At 72.5% G+C, this 16,492-nt stretch carries 12 protein-coding genes; 2 read left to right on the forward strand and 10 right to left on the reverse strand.

Features of this window, described 5'->3' with window-relative positions:
- Positions 1-186 precede the first annotated feature (186 nt).
- The gene (locus tag ACFWPS_RS06585) at positions 187-735 is read right to left on the reverse strand and encodes a hypothetical protein (protein ID WP_383701734.1); all 549 of its coding nucleotides are present in this window, start codon (positions 733-735) and stop codon (positions 187-189) included.
- Between the two features lie 114 nt (positions 736-849).
- Positions 850-1,527, reverse strand: a complete 678-nt coding sequence (locus ACFWPS_RS06590; protein ID WP_383701736.1) for an alpha/beta fold hydrolase — start codon at positions 1,525-1,527, stop codon at positions 850-852.
- A 274-nt stretch (positions 1,528-1,801) separates the two neighbouring features.
- Here ACFWPS_RS06590 and ACFWPS_RS06595 point away from each other — a divergent pair, with 274 nt between their 5' ends.
- On the forward strand, positions 1,802-4,672 hold the full coding sequence (locus tag ACFWPS_RS06595) for an AAA family ATPase (RefSeq protein WP_383701738.1): 2,871 nt from the start codon (positions 1,802-1,804) through the stop codon (positions 4,670-4,672).
- Between the two features lie 4 nt (positions 4,673-4,676).
- Here the strand turns inward: ACFWPS_RS06595 and ACFWPS_RS06600 are convergent, their stop codons facing one another.
- Both ACFWPS_RS06600 and ACFWPS_RS06605 read right to left on the reverse strand, forming a co-directional pair.
- Positions 4,677-5,345, reverse strand: a complete 669-nt coding sequence (locus tag ACFWPS_RS06600) for an RNA polymerase sigma factor (RefSeq protein WP_383701740.1) — start codon at positions 5,343-5,345, stop codon at positions 4,677-4,679.
- Positions 5,346-5,433: 88 nt separating this feature from the next.
- Entirely contained in the window at positions 5,434-5,595 is a 162-nt protein-coding gene (locus tag ACFWPS_RS06605) for a hypothetical protein (RefSeq protein WP_383701741.1), read from the reverse strand.
- A gap of 250 nt (positions 5,596-5,845) precedes the next feature.
- On the opposite strand from ACFWPS_RS06605, the gene ACFWPS_RS06610 reads away from it, so the two are divergent.
- A complete protein-coding gene (locus ACFWPS_RS06610; protein WP_383701743.1) occupies positions 5,846-6,412 on the forward strand; it encodes a PadR family transcriptional regulator in 567 nt (188 codons plus the stop codon).
- A 405-nt stretch (positions 6,413-6,817) separates the two neighbouring features.
- Here ACFWPS_RS06610 and ACFWPS_RS06615 read toward each other — a convergent pair whose 3' ends face one another.
- From ACFWPS_RS06615 to ACFWPS_RS06640, 6 genes are all read right to left on the reverse strand, one after another.
- On the reverse strand, positions 6,818-9,589 hold the full coding sequence (locus ACFWPS_RS06615; RefSeq protein ID WP_383701745.1) for an ATP-binding protein: 2,772 nt from the start codon (positions 9,587-9,589) through the stop codon (positions 6,818-6,820).
- A 182-nt stretch (positions 9,590-9,771) separates the two neighbouring features.
- Positions 9,772-12,117, reverse strand: coding sequence for an FdhF/YdeP family oxidoreductase (locus ACFWPS_RS06620; protein WP_383701747.1), 2,346 nt, complete (start codon positions 12,115-12,117; stop codon positions 9,772-9,774).
- A 170-nt stretch (positions 12,118-12,287) separates the two neighbouring features.
- On the reverse strand, positions 12,288-12,809 hold the full coding sequence (locus tag ACFWPS_RS06625; protein ID WP_383701749.1) for a nuclear transport factor 2 family protein: 522 nt from the start codon (positions 12,807-12,809) through the stop codon (positions 12,288-12,290).
- A gap of 130 nt (positions 12,810-12,939) precedes the next feature.
- Complete coding sequence (locus ACFWPS_RS06630) at positions 12,940-13,779, reverse strand: carbohydrate ABC transporter permease (protein ID WP_383701751.1); 840 nt, start codon at positions 13,777-13,779, stop codon at positions 12,940-12,942.
- Positions 13,776-15,149: an ABC transporter permease subunit gene (locus ACFWPS_RS06635; RefSeq protein WP_383701753.1), complete on the reverse strand. Its 1,374-nt coding sequence runs from the start codon at positions 15,147-15,149 to the stop codon at positions 13,776-13,778. Before ACFWPS_RS06635 ends, ACFWPS_RS06630 begins: the two co-directional genes overlap by 4 nt.
- Before the next feature lie 5 nt (positions 15,150-15,154).
- Positions 15,155-16,486, reverse strand: a complete 1,332-nt coding sequence (locus ACFWPS_RS06640) for an ABC transporter substrate-binding protein (RefSeq protein WP_383701756.1) — start codon at positions 16,484-16,486, stop codon at positions 15,155-15,157.
- Positions 16,487-16,492: the final 6 nt, after the last annotated feature.

Consider the following 16,492-nt stretch of genomic DNA (forward strand, 5'->3'; position numbering starts at 1 on the left):
AGAGGGTGGGTTCGTTCGCACAGGAAGTCGCCCGGACATGTCTGCGGACGGCCTTGGGCCATATGCCATGTGTGCCGCGGAGGTGACCGGCAGGGAGCCGAGGCCGGTCCGCCGGACTGAGGCACATGTCCCCGTCCGCCCGGCCATGGCCGGCAGACCTGTGTCCCCGGCGGGCCAGGCGCGGGGTCAGGCTCCGGTCTCCGGTGCCGTCGTCAGGGTGTAGAAGACCGCCCGGCCCTGCTTGGTGCGCCGGGCCCGGTTCCTGGCGACCAGGTTCTCCAGCGTCGTACGGATCACCGTCGTCTTGATGGTGCGGCCGGGCTGACCGGCCCTGATCGCCTCGGCGACGTCGGTCGCGGAGCGCGGCTCCCGCTGCTCGGCGAGGTAGGTGTGGACGGCCTCGACGAGGCTCGGCTTCGGCCCCGTGGGGCTCGGTTTCGCGGAGTCGGCGCGGTTCGGGGCGGGCTCGGTCCGCTGGTGCGGCACGGCGGCCTCGGTGACTTCCGCCGCTTCGGCGGCCGCGGCGGTCCCGGGTGCGGAGGCGGTAGCCTGCGGGGTGAGCGCCTGCTGCAGCCGCTCCAGCACCACCCGGTTCTCCCGCACCGCGCGCAACCGCTCTTCCAGGGCGGCGATCTCGGTGGCGAGGCGGTCCTGTTCCGCGGTGTTGAGTTCCAGGTCCTGCGCGATCCGCGCGCTGTACTCGGACGCCAGCTCGGTGTCGGATGACTCGGACATGCGGTCGTGCCTCTCGTCGATGTGCTCCACGCGGGGACGCAGGTGTGCTCCGCGCGGGGGTACAGCGTACGCACACGGGACGTGCCGGGGGCGTGACTCGGGCCGACGGGTGTCTCAACCGGTGGCGGCGGCCCGCTCGATGACATCGACGACCACCTCGGGCCGCGACACATAGATGGCATGGCTGCCGGGTGCCTCGACGACCGTGGCGCCCGCGCGTTCGGCCATCGACCGCTGGGCCAGCGGCGGGATCATCCGGTCGTCGGCCGCGACCAGGTACCAGCTGGGCCTGGTCCGCCACGCGGGTTCGCCGACGGTCCCGGAGAGCGCCTCGGACCCCCACGGGACCTGCGAGTCGGCCATGAACCGCGCCCGCGCCTCGGGCAGGTCACCGGCGAAGGAGGCGTGGAACCGGTCGCGGTCGAGCAGCACATAGCCGTCCCGCATCGGCAGGAGCGGCGGCACCGACGCACCCGGCGGCGGGTCGGCGATCAGGGAGTCGACGGACTCGCCGCGGTCCGGGGCGAACGCGGCGACGTAGACGAGCGCGGACACCTTGGGGTCGACGCCGGCCTCGGTGGTGACGACACCGCCGTAGGAGTGCCCCACCAGGGTCACCGGCCCGTCCTGCAGCGCGATCAGCCGCCGGACCGCCGCGACGTCCTCGGCGAGGGACCGGGTGGCGTTCTGCGCGACGGTGACCTGGTATCCCGCGTCGACGAGGCGCTCGTGCACTCCCGCCCAGCCGGATCCGTCCACGAACGCGCCGTGGACGAGAATCACGTTCCGCACAGATCATCCCCTTGTCGTGACGGGCCGTCGGGCTCCGCACCGCGTCCGGGCCGCTTCGCCGTCCTCACTGTACGAGGCCGTGACATGCGCCGTACCGACAAGATGACCTGATCGCCCGCACGGGCAGGCGGGACCGCCCGTCCGTCACTGTGACGCACGCCACTGCGACACGTCCGAACTTTCGGCACCGGTCCACCATCCAGTCGCAGAGCCCGGCCCGATCCGACCTGGTCCGACTCGATCCGGTCCGACCACGATGGGAAGCTGTTTCATCATGTCGTCCCCCACACCCCCGGCCGCGGAAGACGGCGAACACCTCGCCGGCGCCTCCGGTGACCCCGGCGGTCCCGGCGGTCCCGGTGTGCCCGGTGTGCCCGGTGGTCTCGTCGGGCGTTCGGCGGAACTGGCGCTCCTCGACGGGTTCTTCGGTTCCGCCGCCGCTCGGGGCCGGGCGCTGATGCTGACCGGTGAGGCGGGGGTGGGGAAGACCGCCCTGCTGGACGCGGCGGCGCGGCGGGCGCGGGACGCGGGTTTCCAGGTGCTGCGGGTGGTGGGTTCGCAGTTCGAGGTGAGTGTCAGCTTCGCCGCGCTGAACCAGGTCCTCCAGGCGCTGACGGCGGAGATCGCCGAACTGCCCCCGTGGCAGGCGGAGACGCTGCGGGCGGTGCGCGGGGTGTCGGACGAGCAGCCGACCGAACTCCTCGCCGTCGCGGGCGCGGTGCAGGTCCTGCTGTCCCGGAAGGCCGCGCGCAGCGGGCCCGTGACGATCGTGATCGACGACGTGGCATGGCTGGACCGGCCCAGCGCCATCGTGCTGGGCACCGTCGCCCGCTACACCCAGAGCGCGCCGGTGGCGCTCCTTGCGGCGTCCCGGACCGGTGACGAGTCCTTTCTGAGCAGTACCGGGATACCGGCGCACGAGGTCAGGCCGCTGGACGAGGCGGCCGCGCACGAACTGGTGGCGCAGCGGTTCCCGGCGATGGCGCCCCGGGTGCGGCAGCGGCTGGTCACGGAGGCGGCCGGCAACCCGCTGGCCCTGCTGGAGCTGCCGGGCACCCTCAACGAGGCGCAGCAGCAGGAACGCGGGCCGCTGCCGGCCGTGCTCCCGTTGCCCGAGCGGCTGAAGAAGGTCTTCGCCGTCCGGGTCGGCGCGCTGCCGGACCGGACCCGGGAGCTGCTGCTGCTCGCCGTGCTCGACGGCTCGGGCGGGCTGCACATCCTGGAACGGGCCCTGGACGGGGGCGATGTGCTGGCCGAGCTGGGCCCGGCCGAGCAGGCGGGCCTGGTGCGGGTCGACTCCGCCACCGGCCGGCTGGCCTTCCGGCACCCGCTGACCCGGTCCGCGGTGATGGAGCTGTCGACGGGCGCGGAGCGGCGGCGCGGGCACCTGGCGCTGGCCCGGGAGTTCCCGGAGGGGTCCGAGCACCGGGCCCGGCACCTGGCCAACGCCGCGGTCGGCCCGGACGACAAGGTGGCCGCCCTGCTGCACGAGGTGGCCTACAGCACGCTGCGCCGCGGGGACGCCGTCGGCGCCATCACCACCCTGCTGCGCGCCTCCGACCTGAGCAGCACGGGCGTGGCCCGGGGGCGGCTGCTGGCCGAGGCGGCCTGCCTGGGCGCCAACATCACCGGTGACCTCCGCAACGTACACGCGCTGCTGGACAACGCCCTGCTCGCGGACCCGGTGGGCAGCGGTTCGCTCGCCGCCGCGACCGCGGCCGCCAGCCGGCTCATCAACGGCGAGGGCGACGTGGACACCGCCCACCGGCTGCTCATGGGGGCGATCCGCAACCACGCCGGGCCCAGCGGTGCCGACGACGACATCCTGAACGAGGCGCTGCTCACCCTGCTCATGGTGTGCTTCCACAGCGGCCGGCCGGAGCTGTGGCAGCTCTTCGACGCCGAGGTGGCCAAGGCCCAGCGGCGCTCCCCCGACCACCTGCTGTGCGTGCTGCGCGGCACCTTCGGCGATCCCGCGCACGTGCCGCCGCACGTCCTGGACCTCCTCGACGGCATGGTCGCGGACCTGCACCGGGAGACCGACCCCCGGCGCATCGTCCGTACGGCGGTCTCCGCCGCCTATGTCGACCGGCTGCCCGGCTGCCGCAGCGCGCTGCGGCGGGTCGTCGACGACGGCCGGGACGGCGGCGCCATCACCATGGCCATCGAGGCGTTCTTCCTGCTCGCCAACGACGCCTACTTCAGCGGCCAGTGGGACGACCTGCCCAAGCTCACCGAGGAGGGCCTGCGCTGGTGCACCATGTACAACTACCGTCTGACGGCGGAGCCGGGCCGGTTCCTGCGGGGGCTGCTGGCGGCCGCCCAGGGTGACACCGACACCGCCCGGAAGACCGCCGACCGCCTCGTGGCCTGGGGCAACCCGCGGGGACTCGGGCTGCTGCGGGTGTACGCCGCGCACATCCGGGCGCTGTCCGCGCTCGGCGCCGCGGACTTCGAGAGCGCCTACTGCCATCTGCGGTCGGTGATCACCCCCGGTGAGGTTCCGGCGCACCTCCCGCACGCCCTGTGGCTCTTCCTGGACTTCGCCGAGGCCGCGGCCCGCACCGGCCGGCACGCCGAGGCGGCCGCACACGTGGCGGCGGTGCGCGCGACCGGGATCCCCGACGTCTCCCCGCGGCTGGCCATGATGACCGACGCGGCCCAGGCCATCGCCACCCTCGACGTCATCGACCACGAGCTGTTCCGGCGGGCCGTCGACACCCCCGACGCGGAGCGCTGGCCGTTCGAGTGGGCGCGGATCCGCATGGCCTACGGCGAGCGGCTGCGCCGGGCGAAGGCGGGCGCCGAGGCACGGGGCCATCTGGACGCCGCCCTCGGCACGTTCCGGCGGCTGGGGGCCGAGCCGTGGAGCGCGCGGGCCGCGAACGAGCTGCGGGCGAGCGGCATCCCGGTCGGCACCGCGGCCTCCGGCGCCGGCCGGCCCGCACTGCTGACCCCGCAGGAGCTGCAGGTCGCACAGCTGGCCGCCACGGGACTGACCAACAAGCAGATCGCCGCCCAGCTCTTCCTGTCGCCCCGCACGGTGGCCGGGCACCTGAGCAAGGCCTTCCCGAAGCTGAACGTCACCTCCCGCGCGGGCCTGCGCGACGCGCTCACCGGCCTGGACCCGGAACAGACCGCGTGAACGGTCAGGAGGCCAGCGTGGGCCGGGCCCGCGCACGGGCGTCGTCGAGCATCCGGCGCGCCTCGGTCCGGCTGGCCCGGACCCGTTGCCCGGCGTCGCCGTGCGGGGCGTCCGCGGTGGCGGCGAGCGCGAGAGCGAGTTTGGCCCGCCCCTGGCTGAGCCGGCTGCGCACGGTGCCCAGCGGGATCCCGCAGGCGAGGGCGATCAGCTCGTACGAGGCGCCTTCCGCGGTGAAGTAGCGCAGCACCAGCGGCATGCGGAGCACCGGGGAGAGTTCCTCCAGCGCCGCCCAGAGCCAGTCCCGCACCGCGCTGCGCTCCAGCCACTGTTCCGGGCCGGCGTCCTGCGACGGTGCGGCCAGCTCCTCCACCGGCAGCACCAGGGCGGAGTACCGCAGCACGGACCGGCTCCCGTTGCGCACGATCATGCGCAGCCAGGCGCCCACCGCCGCCGGGTCCCGGACGTCTCCGATCCGCAGCAACGCCGTCAGCGCCGCGTCCTGCAGGACGTCGTCGACGTCCGCCGCCCGCCCCAGCACGCTCAGCGCGACCGCCCGCATCCCCGCCCGGTGCCGCTCCAGCAGCACCCCCAGGGCGGCGACCTCGCCCGACTGGGCCGCCCGCGTCAGCACCGCGTCCTCGACACGGGTGCCGTCCGCGACTTCCCGAACCATGAGATTCCCCTCCTGCCCGGCACCGCTCCCCCGGTCGCACCGATGACGGCGCCCCGCGGAAACGACCCGGACGGCAGGCCGTGGCCGGTCAGGCGACATCCGGCAGCCAACTACCGGGGAGGCCTGCGGACAGCCACCACGACGAACGACCGACGTCGGCTTCGGCTTCGGCTTCGGCTTCGGGGATCACGGGGCCGGTGGTCTCGTCCGGCACCGGTGCGAGGGGGGTCGGGGTCTTGCTCGTGGTCATGGGAACTGCTCCTTCCGGAGAAGCGGTTGACGTGGGCGGAGGTCAGAAGGTCGCGGTCTGCCGGGCCGGCAGGACCTGCCCGCGGGCCTGGACACGGGCGGGGCAGGCCACGAAGCCCACGATGTGTGTCCTCGGATTCGAGATTCCAACGTTGACATGTGGAACGTAGAAGCTCCTTCATCAACATGTCAAGATTGGAATGTGAGATGCGACCTGTCAGTATTGGAATAAGAGCGTTAGAGTGGCGGGCATGAGCCTTCGTCACGCCCTCTTGGGACTGCTTGTCTTCCGCCCCGGCAGCGGCTACGACCTGCTGAAGATCTTCAACACCTCGCTCGGCCACGTCTGGCCGGCCAGGCAGAGCCAGGTCTACGGCGAGCTGACGAAGCTGGACGCCACCGGCCTGATCACGGTGACCGACGAGGGCCCCCGGGGCCGCAAGCAGTACGCGCTGACCCCCGAGGGGCAGGCGGAGGCGCGCCGCTGGCTGGCCGAACGGGAGGAGCACCAGCCGCAGCGCAACCCGATGCTCCTCCAGACGTTCTTCCTGGGGCTGCTGCCCCCCGAGGAGGCCGTGGCACGGCTCCTGCGGTACGCGGACACCGCGGCCAGGGAGTACGACGACCTGGTGGCGCTGCGGGAGGCGGAGCCCTGGGAGCAGGACGCGATGGCCGAGTGCGGCCGGCTCGTCCTGGAGTACGGCCTCCGCCAGCGCGCCCTGGAGCAGGAGTGGGCCCGCTGGGCGGCCGAGCGGCTCCGCGAGGGGCGGCTCACCGCACCGGCCGCCGGGCAGCCGGACGTACCGGAACCCGCCTAGGAACGGGACGGCGCGGTCGTACCCCTCAGGTCACGGGCGATGGAGCGGGGCCGGTTGCGGGGAGCCGCTCGGTGGCGACCACCTGAGGCACCGGCGCTGCGGCGGAACCTCCTCGGCAGGCGTCTGCGGCCCATGGTCATGTCTGTCATGCGGTCTCTCGTTTCGCCTGGTGCGTGGGGTGAACTGCCGTACGGCGGGCGCCGGTTCGGGAACGCTGTTGCCCGGCCGACGGCCTGCGGCCCATGGCGGACTCCGATGACGTGTGGGGGGATGCCCTGCCGGTATATCAGCCGGCCAGGAGCACCCCCGGGAAGTCCCGCACGCCGCTGGCCGAAGGTGAAAGGACTCGGTGCGAAAAGGCACCCGGGGGCCGGTCCCGCCCGCCTCCTCCGCCGCCTCCCCTGCCTACCCGTCCAGTTGCTCCAGCGCATCGCGCAGGGCGGCGCGGGAGGTGACGCCCAGTTTGGGGAAGGCCTGGTAGAGGTGGGTCGAGACGGTGCGCGGGGAGAGGAAGAGCCGTTCCGCTATCTGCTTGTTGGACAGGCCCGCGGCCGCCAGACCCGCGATCTCCCGTTGCTGCGGTGTCAGCGCCGGCAGGTCCCGGGCCCGCGCCGGGGCACCGCAGGCGCGCAGTTCCGCGTCGGCCCGCTCGGCCCACGGACGGGCACCGAGCCGCCGGAAGGCCTCGGCGGCGGCAGCGAGTTGCTCACGCGCCCGGGCCAACGACTTGCCACGGCGCAGCCGTTCGCCGTAGTAGAGCCGGATACGGGCGTGGTCGAAGGGCCAGCGCCCGGCGCCCTCCACGGCCAGTGCCCGGTCGAACCCGCGGACCGCCGCCGCACCGCTCCCGGCGGCCAGCGCGGCCGAGCCGAGCAGCACCATGCGCAGCCGCGGTGACACCGCGTCGAGCCCCGCGTCCCGGGCCGCCCGGACATGCGCCACGGCCTCCTCGCGGCGGCCGGTGCGCACCGCGGCCTCCACCAGGTCCAGGATCACCCACAGCGCGTGCCCCGCGAACGGCGCGAACGTCCCGGCCGGCGAGATCGTGCACACATGCCGGTAGGCCGCCTCGAAGTCGCCCTGCGACAGCGCGATCAGCGTCCTGGCGTGGGCCGCGTAGCAGCGGACGGCATGACCCCGGCGGGAGCCGGCCCACTGGTCCATCTGGTCCGCGAACCCGCGCGCGTCCTCGAGGTCACCGCAGGCCGCGGCGGTACAGGCCAGCACGAACTTGCCGGTCCAGGACCGCAGCGGGTACTCGAGGTCCTCGCACCAGCGCAGGCCCTGGTGGGCCACCCGTCGCAGCTCCGGCCACCGGCCGGTGAACCAGGCGTGGCTGCCCCACAGGAACGAGGCCTGGATGGCCGGGAAGATGTTCTCGCCGCGCAGTCCGCCGCGGGCGGTGAGCAGCAGCGGCTCCTCGATCGCGCCGAGCCGGTCCGCGTAGGCGCCGGCCGTGGCGATCCGTACGATCCGCACCGGGTCCGGCGTGCCGGGCAGCTCCCGGACGGCGGTGTCGAGCCGGGCCCAGTCGGCCGGGCGGGCCCGGGCCGGGTCGCCGAAGGTGGTCCGCATCAGCCGCACGGTGTCCGGGACCGAGGTGCACTTCGCCAGGGTCGCGTCGAAGTCCGCCCACAGCTCGGGCCGGCCGGCGTGCACGCACACCATGAACAGGGTGCTGAGCGCTTCGAGCAGGGTGACGTCGGAGAGGTCGTACGGTTCGGGCTGCAGCGCGATCGCGCCGGACAGCAGGCGGTGGGCGGTGTCGATGTCGCCGTAGCTGTTGAGGAGGTGCAGCGCGGCGGCCACCGCGACCGCCGGGGACTCCGCGTCCGGGGCGGCCCGCCGGGCGTCGTCGAGCAGCCGGGGCACGTCGCGCACGCTGCCGGTGAGGTTCGCGCCGACGTACGCCGCCTTGGCCAGCCGCCGGGCGTACCCGGAGCCCGCCGGGCTGAGCTCGGCGGCACGCACCAGGGCCGCGACCGCGTTCGGCCCGTCACCGCGGTGGGCGCTGGCCCCGGCGGCCTCCTCCAGCAGCGCGGCGATCCGCTCGTCGGGTTCGACGGCGGCCTGTGCCAGATGCCAGGCCCGCTGCTCGGGCACCCCGTGCCACGCCTCGGCGAGCGCGCGGTGCACGGTGCGCCGCTGGTCACCGGTCGACATCTCCACCACGGCCGAGCGGATGAGCGAGTGCCGGAAGGCCAGCCGCCCGGCCGTCCGGTCGACCCGCACGAGCCGCGCGCGTTCCGCCGGGACCAGGTACTCCAGGGCACGCCCCCCGGCCCCCGCCCGGCGCACGATCACCAGGTTGCCGCTGCCCTCCAGCGCGGCCACCAGCAGCAGGTGCCGGGTGACGGGCGGCAGCGTCCTGATGCGGGCGGCGAAGGTCGACTGGAGCCGTTCGGTCAGCGGCAGGCGGGCCGGCAGGGCCTGGGACGCGATGCGCTGGGACTCGCTCAGGGCGGCCGGGAGTTCGAGCAGCGCCAGGGGGTTGCCCCCGGCGTCGGCGATCAGCCTCCGCCGGACCCCTGACGCCATCTCCGGGAACCGGCGGCCGAGCAGTTCGCCGGCGGCGGCCTCGCCGAGCGGGCCCAGTTCGTGCGGCGCCAGCCCGCTGTGGTCGAAGAAGCTCTCCTCGCCGAGCCGGGCCGCGCAGACCAGCCCCGTACCGGTGCCGGCGAGCCGGCGCGCCACCTGTCCCAGGACGACGGCGCTGGCCCGGTCCAGCCACTGGGCGTCGTCCAGCACGAGCAGCGTGGGCATGCCACGGGAGAGCTCGGCGGCGAGCGCCACCACGGCCTCGGTGACCGCGTCGGGCCCGGTCGCCGTGCCCCGCTCGAAGCCGAGGGCCCCGGCGAGGACGGGGGTCCGTACCGCCCTCGACTGGATCTCCGGCACCGACGTCAGCAACTGCTGCAGCGCGCCGTAACTGGCCTGCGCCCGGTACTGCACCCCCGCGGCCTGCAGCACCCGCAGCCCCGTGGCCTCGGCCCGGCGGACGACCGCGCCGAGCAGCGCGCTCTTCCCGACCCCCGGGTCCCCCAGCACCACCAGCGAGCCGCCGCCCTGCCGCGGGACGCCTGCGAGGAAGCCGTCCAGCCGTGCCAGGTCGGCCTCGCGTCCGATCAGGGGTTCTTCGCCAGGGGGGAGGTGCTCGGCGGCCCGGCCGTCGGTCATGCGCGGGCTCCTGACGAGGGGAGGGGGTGCGGGCAGGGATGTCCCATCATGCGGGACGGGATGCCGATCGCCCTCATCGTTCGTCGTTGCGGCGCCGTCATCGTTCGTCGTCGCGGACGGGCGCGTGCCGTCCGGCCCTCGGGGCGCCGGCGGAGGCCGGGCCGGGGCCGGGCCTGCGGCCCTCAGGAGGTGGTGGCGGCCCGGCCGATCGTCGCCCGGATGTGCTTCATCAGCGGCTGGTCGCTCTGTTCGCTGTAGTCGCACAGGGCGACCAGCACGTTCATCTCGGGCATGTACCCGGCCGCGCAGCCGCGGGGCAGGTCGTACGGAACCGCGAGGAAGCCGTTCAGGACCCGGGTGCTGCCGTCCTTGGCGGTACTGGTGATGTCGACCGGGTCGAACTCCTCGATGCCGCGTTCGCGCATGTCGGCCGCGTTCATGAAGACGAGGGTGCGCAGGTTCCTGATCCCCCGGTAGCGGTCGTCGTCGGAGTAGATGGTGGTGTTCCACTGGTCGTGGGAGCGCATGGTGCCGAGCGCCAGGGTGCCCGGCGCGGGTACGACGTCGGGCAGCGGCGCCGAGGAGAACTCGGCGCGCCCGGAGGGCGTGCGGAAGACCAGTTCCCGCGCGGGCTGCCGGATCCGGAACCCCAGCGGCAGCCGGACCCGCCGGTTGAAGTCCTCGAAGCCGTCCAGGACCCGGGCCATGGTGTCGCGGATGCGGTCGTAGTCCTCGACGTACCAGCCCCAGGGCGTACGGCTGTCGGGAAGCGCCGCACGGGCGATACCGGCGATGACGGCGGGCTCCGACAGCAGGTGCGCGGAGGCCGGCTTCTTCATGCCGACCGACAGATGCACCATGCTCATCGAGTCCTCGACGGAGGTGCTCTGGATGCCGCGCCGCTGGTGGTCCTTCTCGGTACGGCCGAGGCAGGGCAGGATCAGGGCCTGCCGGCCGTGGACCAGGTGGCTGCGGTTGAGCTTGGTACTCACCTGGACGGTGAGTTCACAGGAGCGCAGGGCCTCGTAGGTGGCCCGGGTGTCGGGCGCGGCGAGGGCGAAGTTGCCGCCCATGCCGACGAAGACCTTGATGTCGCCGCGGAGCATCGCCCGGATGGTGCCGACGGTGTCGAGCCCGTGCTCGCGGGGCGGGTCGATCCCGCACACCTCGGCGAGCCGGTCCAGGAACTGCGGCTCGGGCCGGTGGTCGATGCCGCAGGTGCGGTTGCCCTGTACGTTGCTGTGCCCGCGCACGGGAGAGGGACCGGCACCCTCGCGTCCGAGGTTGCCGCGCAGCAGCAGCACGTTGACGATCTCCCGCACGGTGTCGACCCCGTGCTCGTGCTGGCTGACGCCGAGGCACCAGCTGACGATGGAGCGGTCGGCGTCCCGGTAGATCCGGGCCGCGCGGAGGATGTCGGCGCGGCTGATCCCGGACTGCCGCTCGATCTCCTCCCAGGGCGTGGCCTCGCACAGCTTCCGGTAGTCCTCGAAGCCGCTGGTGTACCGGTCGATAAACTCCCGGTCGAGGGCCTTGGGATCGGACGTGGCCTGGTCGAGGACGGCCTTAGCGATACCGCGCAGCAGCGCCATGTCACCGCCGACGCGCACCTGGAGGTCGAGGGTGCCGGTGCGGGTGGAGTGGAGGGCGGCCATGTCCACGAAGTCGTGCGGGATGATCGTCCGCCGCGACGCCGCCTCGATCAGCGGATTGACGTGCACGATCTGGGCGCCGCGCCGGTAGGCGTCGGCGAGGGCGGTGAGCATCCGGGGCGCGTTCGACGCGGCGTTCACGCCCATGATGAAGAGGGCGTCCGTGGCGTCCCAGTCCTGGAGGTCGACGGTGCCCTTGCCGGTGCCCAGCGAGGCGGTGAGGCCCCGCCCGCTGGCCTCGTGGCACATGTTGGAGCAGTCCGGCAGGTTGTTGGTGCCGAGTTCGCGGGCCATGAGCTGGTACAGGAAGGTGGCCTCGTTGCCGAGCCGCCCGGAGGTGTAGAAGGCCGCCCGGTTCGGATCGTCCAGCCCCCGCAGCACCCGCCCGGCCAGCGCGAACGCGTCACACCAGCTGATCGGCCGGTAATGGTCCGACTCGGCGTCGTACACCATCGGCTCGGTCAGCCGCCCCTGGTCCTCAAGGGCGAAGTCGCTCCACTCGGACAGTTCGCCGACGGAATGGGCGGCGAAGAACTCCCGTCCGACCCGCTTCCGGGTCATCTCCCAGGTGACGTGCTTGACCCCGTTCTCACAGAGATCGAGCCGCAGTCCCTTCGTGTCGTCGGGCCACGCACATCCGGGACAGTCGAACCCCTCCCCCTCGTGGTTCATCTTCATGATCGCCCGTGGCCCCTCGACGAGCGCCCGCTCCCGCACCAGGAACCTGCTCACGCTCTTGGCGGCGCCCCAGCCGGCGGCGGGATGGTGATACGGGTGGAAGAACGGCTCCCCGTCCGGGCCGGGCCCTACGCGGGGCTCGGCCTGCTCCCCCTCGTCCCGCCGCAGCCGCTTCTGCTCGTCGTGGGAGGTGCTCACGGCTCTCACCCTTCACCGTCGAGAGCGCACACCGCCGGGCCCGACGGCGTCCTTCCCATGCTAGGCACGCCGATCAGGGGAGGCGAGGCGAGCCGGGAGAGGCGCACGACAGGCACGTATCACTCTGTGTGATGGTCATGTCACGACTGCAGGAGCCGCTGAGGGAGAGGTCAGACGACGGTCCCGAACTCGGACTGGGCGAGGTCGAAGTAGTCCACCCAGGAGGTGAACCGCCGGAAGTCCGGTGTCAGTTCGAAGGCGCCGACGATCGGGAGGTCGACGTCGTGGTCGGCGTTCGTGTAGCGGTACGAGTCGATGCGTGTCGCGATGACCGTGTTCCGCCAGGAGACGGCCTTCTGGATGTTGAGGGTGGTGTACTGCAGAATCCGGATCTGCTCCGCGAGGGCCTGCTGGATCGCGTCGCGTCCCGTGATGACACCCGGCAGGGGGATGTTCTGGTAGGTGGCGTCCTCGGTGAAGAAGGCGGCCAGTTCGGCGGCGTCCAGGTTCGACCACGCGGCACAGAACCGCTGGACGAGCGCGGTGCCCGGACCCGGTTCCAGCGCGCCGTCGGTCTCCGGGAGCGAGGGCACCGCCGAGGCGGGGGCCACGCCCGTCGCCAACGCCGTGGCACCGAGGGAGACACCCCCGGCGGCCCGTAGGAGTGCTCTTCTGGTGGAACGGATCTCCATGCCGAACTCCGTTGCTGTTGCGGCGGGTTGTGCCGCCTGTGTAGCAGCGGGCCGACACGGCGCCGCGAAGGTGACGCGGGTAGCGGACTGAAAGGGAAGAGGCTCCGCCCGAAGGGGAGCCTCTCCCTCGCTATTTGACCGATCCCGCCATCACGCCCTGCACGAAGTGCCGCTGGAAGGCGAAGAACACCACCACGGGCACCACGAGGGACAGGAACGCGCCTGGCGCCAGCACATCGATGTTGCTGCCGAACTGCCGGATCTGTGACTGGAGTTCGACGGTCAGCGGCTGCGAGGAAGGGTCCGCGAACAGCAGCGCCACCAGCATGTCGTTCCAGACCCACAGGAACTGGAAGATGGCGAGGCTGGCGATGGCCGGCCGTCCGACCGGCAGCACCAGCCGGGTGAAGATCCGCCACTCGCTGCCGCCGTCCATCCGGGCGGCCTCCAGCATCTCCTTGGGCATCTCGGCGAAGTAGTTCCGCAGCAGGAACACCGCGAACGGCAGTCCGTACGCCACATGGAACAGCACCACGCCGGGAATCGTGCCGAACAGCCCCAGTTGCCCGAAGAGTTTGGCGACGGGCAGCAGACCGATCTGCACCGGTACCACCAACAGTGCGACCACCAGCAGGAACACGGGCTCACGGCCCGGGAAGTCCAGCCAGGCGAAGGCGTATCCGGCCAGCGCGGCCACCACGACCACCAGCGTGGTCGCCGGCACCGAGATCAGCACGGTGTTCCAGAAGGCCTGGGTCATGCCCGAGTTCTTCAGCAGGGCCGAGTAGTTGTCGAAGGACAGCTGCCCGGGGCGGGCGAGCGCCGTCCACCAGCCACTGCTCGCCGAGTCCTGCGAGGACCGCAGCGAGGACAGCAGCAGCCCGGCGAGGGGGGTGAGCCACACCAGGCCGACCACCACGAGGAAGGCCTGCACCACGGCGTTGCCCAGGCCGCGTCTGATCGCGTTCATCGCTGACTCCTCCGGAAGCGCCGGACGTTGAAGGCCATGGCCGGGATCACCAGGACCAACAGCAGCACGCCGAGCGCGCTGCCGAGCCCCTGGTTGTTGCCGCCGCCGAAGGACACCAGCCACATCTGGGTCGCGAGGACGTTCGCATCCTCTGCCACCTGCCCCGGCGCGATGATGTACACGAGGTCGAAGACCTTCATCACGTTGATGACGAGCGTCACGAACACCACGGTGAGCACCGGCGCCAGCAGCGGCACGGTGATGCGCCGGAAGATCTGCCACTCGTTCGCGCCGTCCATCCGGGCGGCCTCCAGGGCGTCCCGGGGCAGGGCCGCCAGACCGGCGCCGATCAGCACCATCGCGAACCCGGTCCAGATCCACAGGTAGGCCCCGATGATGGCGGGCGTGACGAGGGTGGGTCCGAGCCAGGAGACACCCTGGTAGGGCTGGGCGAAGTTGGAGGACGGCAGCTCGACGCCGTAGGAGCCGGCCGCCAGTCCCGTGAAGCGGAAGGAGCCGTCGGCCGCGGTGCTGGTGCTCGCGACCGCCTTGCCGTCGGCGCGCACCGCCTCGACCTTCATCCGCGGCAGCCCGCTCTCCGTACGGTCGACCACGCCCGGACTGCCGCCGCCGCCCGGGGTGAAGTCCAGGTAGACCACCCCGCGCAGCTCACCGGACGCGGCCTGGCGCTGCGCCGCCGCATAGGCGGGCCGTGCGCCACCGGGCAGGTCCTTCGGTGCGACGCCCACCAGCCCGAGGGCCACCGTGTCGCCCGGCCCGAGGTTCGCGGCCGTCCGGTACGAGCCGTCCTTCTCGGCCGTGAGGCCCTGGCCCTGGCCGGTGCGGGCGCGGGCGCGGGCGGTCGGGTACTCGGCGGTGCCCTTGAACGCGTTGTGCACGGTGACCACGGCCGCGTTGAGCACGCCCTTGTGCGGGTCCTGGTCGTAGGCGAGCCGGAAGATGATGCCGGCGGCCAGGAAGGACACCGCCATCGGCAGGAACAGCAGCAACTTGAACGCGGTCGCCCAGCGCACCTTCTCCACCAGGACGGCGAGGATCAGGCCGAGCCCGGTGAGCAGGGTGGGGGCCACCATCACCCAGATCACGGTGTTGCGGATGGCCTTGAGGGTCGCCGGGTCGCGGAACATCTCGGTGTAGTTGTCGCCGCCGACGAACCGGGTGCCGGACGCGTCGAAGAAGCTGCGGCCGATCGAGAACAGCACGGGGTAGACGACCAGCGCGCCCAGCAGGAGCAGCGCCGGGAGGACGAAGAGCAGGGCGATGATCCGGCCGCGGCGCCGGCTCCGTCTGGCGCGTTCGGCCTGCCCGGACAGGGGTGGTCTGGTGTCCTTCACCAGGGTGGCGGTCACGGCCGTCAGCCCTTGTACGCCTTGGCCGCGGCGGTCTCCAGCTGTGCGGCGGTCGCCTTCGGGTCGGACGGGTCGGCCAGGAAGTCCTGGAGGATCTTCCACTCGCCGGCGCCCTTGGTGCCGCCGAAGGCCGCGGGTGCCTGGTCGGACATGTCGAAGCGGACCGAGTCGCCGCCGCCCACCAGGGACTTGGCGATCTCTCTGGTGACGTCGTCGCCGTAGGAGGACAGGTCCAGGTTCTTGTTCGGGGAGAGGAAGCCGCCCTCCTTCGCCCAGACGGCCGCGGCCTCCGGCGTGGCCAGGTACTCCAGGAGCTTCATGCCGGCCGTGGCGTTCTTGGCCGCCTTCAGTACGACCGCAGCGTCGCCGCCGCTGACCACGGGCGCCGTGCCGCCGTCGACGGCCGGGAAGGGGAAGAAGGTCGCGTCCTTGCCGATCGTCTTGCCGAACGTGTCGTGCGCGACCCCGGCGACGAAGTCGCCCTCGTAGACCATGGCGGCCTCCGGCTTGGGCCCGAAGACCTTCTGCACGGAGCCCGGGAAGTCGGTGTTGAGGGCCTCCTTCTGGCCACCCGCGATCAGCTGCTTGTCCTTGAAGAGGGTGCCGAGCGTGCCGAGCGCCTTGACCACGGACGCGTCGGTCCACGGGAGCTTGTGGGCGGCGAGGGCGTCGTACTTCTCGGGTCCGGCCTGGGAGAGGTAGATGTTCTCGAACCAGTCGGTGAGGGTCCAGCCGTCCGCGCCGCCTATGGAGAAGGCGGCGAGCCCCGAGTCGGAGACGGTGTGCCCGTCCTTGAGCAGGTCGGCCCAGGTGGTGGGCGGCTTGACGCCGGCCTGGTCGAGGGCGTCGGGGCTGTACCAGACGGTGGACTTGTCGGCGGCCTTGAAGTAGAGGCCGTAGAGGGTGCCGCCGACGCTGCCGTAGTTCTTCCAGACCGGTGCGAAGTCGGTGTCCACGGACTGCTGGGTGGTCTTGGACAGCGGCTTCAGCCAGCCGCTCTTGGCGAACTGCTGGAGCACGCCGACCTGCGGGACCATGACGACGTCGGGGGCGTTGCCGCCCTCGATCTTGCTGCCGACGACGGTGGAGACGTTGTCGCCGGTGGACACGAACTGGGTCTTGGCGCCGGTCTTCGCGCTGAACGCGTCGAGGACCTTCTGGAAGCTCTTCAGTTCGTCCCCGGACCAGACGCCGGCCACGGTGACGGTCTGGCCGCTGAGAGCCTTGGCGCCGCCGCCGGCCGCGACCGGGCCACTACTGCCTCCGCAGGCGGTGGCGCCGAGCGCGAGGACGAGGGCGGTGCAGCCGGTGAGCAGGGTGGTACGTCGTCGCATCATCATTGA

Origin of the sequence: Streptomyces sp. NPDC058457, assembly GCF_042720695.1 — a bacterium.
GTDB lineage: Bacteria > Actinomycetota > Actinomycetes > Streptomycetales > Streptomycetaceae > Streptomyces.

What these genes read in the sequence shown, in the direction of transcription:
- ACFWPS_RS06615 (WP_383701745.1), bottom strand. Translation starts at nt 9,589, where the DNA reads ATGACCGACGGCCGGGCCGCCGAGCACCTCCCCCCTGGCGAAGAACCC.
- ACFWPS_RS06585 (WP_383701734.1), bottom strand. Translation starts at nt 735, where the DNA reads ATGTCCGAGTCATCCGACACCGAGCTGGCGTCCGAGTACAGCGCGCGG.
- ACFWPS_RS06600 (WP_383701740.1), bottom strand. Translation starts at nt 5,345, where the DNA reads ATGGTTCGGGAAGTCGCGGACGGCACCCGTGTCGAGGACGCGGTGCTG.
- ACFWPS_RS06595 (WP_383701738.1), top strand. Translation starts at nt 1,802, where the DNA reads ATGTCGTCCCCCACACCCCCGGCCGCGGAAGACGGCGAACACCTCGCC.
- ACFWPS_RS06610 (WP_383701743.1), top strand. Translation starts at nt 5,846, where the DNA reads ATGAGCCTTCGTCACGCCCTCTTGGGACTGCTTGTCTTCCGCCCCGGC.
- ACFWPS_RS06640 (WP_383701756.1), bottom strand. Translation starts at nt 16,486, where the DNA reads ATGATGCGACGACGTACCACCCTGCTCACCGGCTGCACCGCCCTCGTC.
- ACFWPS_RS06630 (WP_383701751.1), bottom strand. Translation starts at nt 13,779, where the DNA reads ATGAACGCGATCAGACGCGGCCTGGGCAACGCCGTGGTGCAGGCCTTC.
- ACFWPS_RS06625 (WP_383701749.1), bottom strand. Translation starts at nt 12,809, where the DNA reads ATGGAGATCCGTTCCACCAGAAGAGCACTCCTACGGGCCGCCGGGGGT.
- ACFWPS_RS06605 (WP_383701741.1), bottom strand. Translation starts at nt 5,595, where the DNA reads ATGACCACGAGCAAGACCCCGACCCCCCTCGCACCGGTGCCGGACGAG.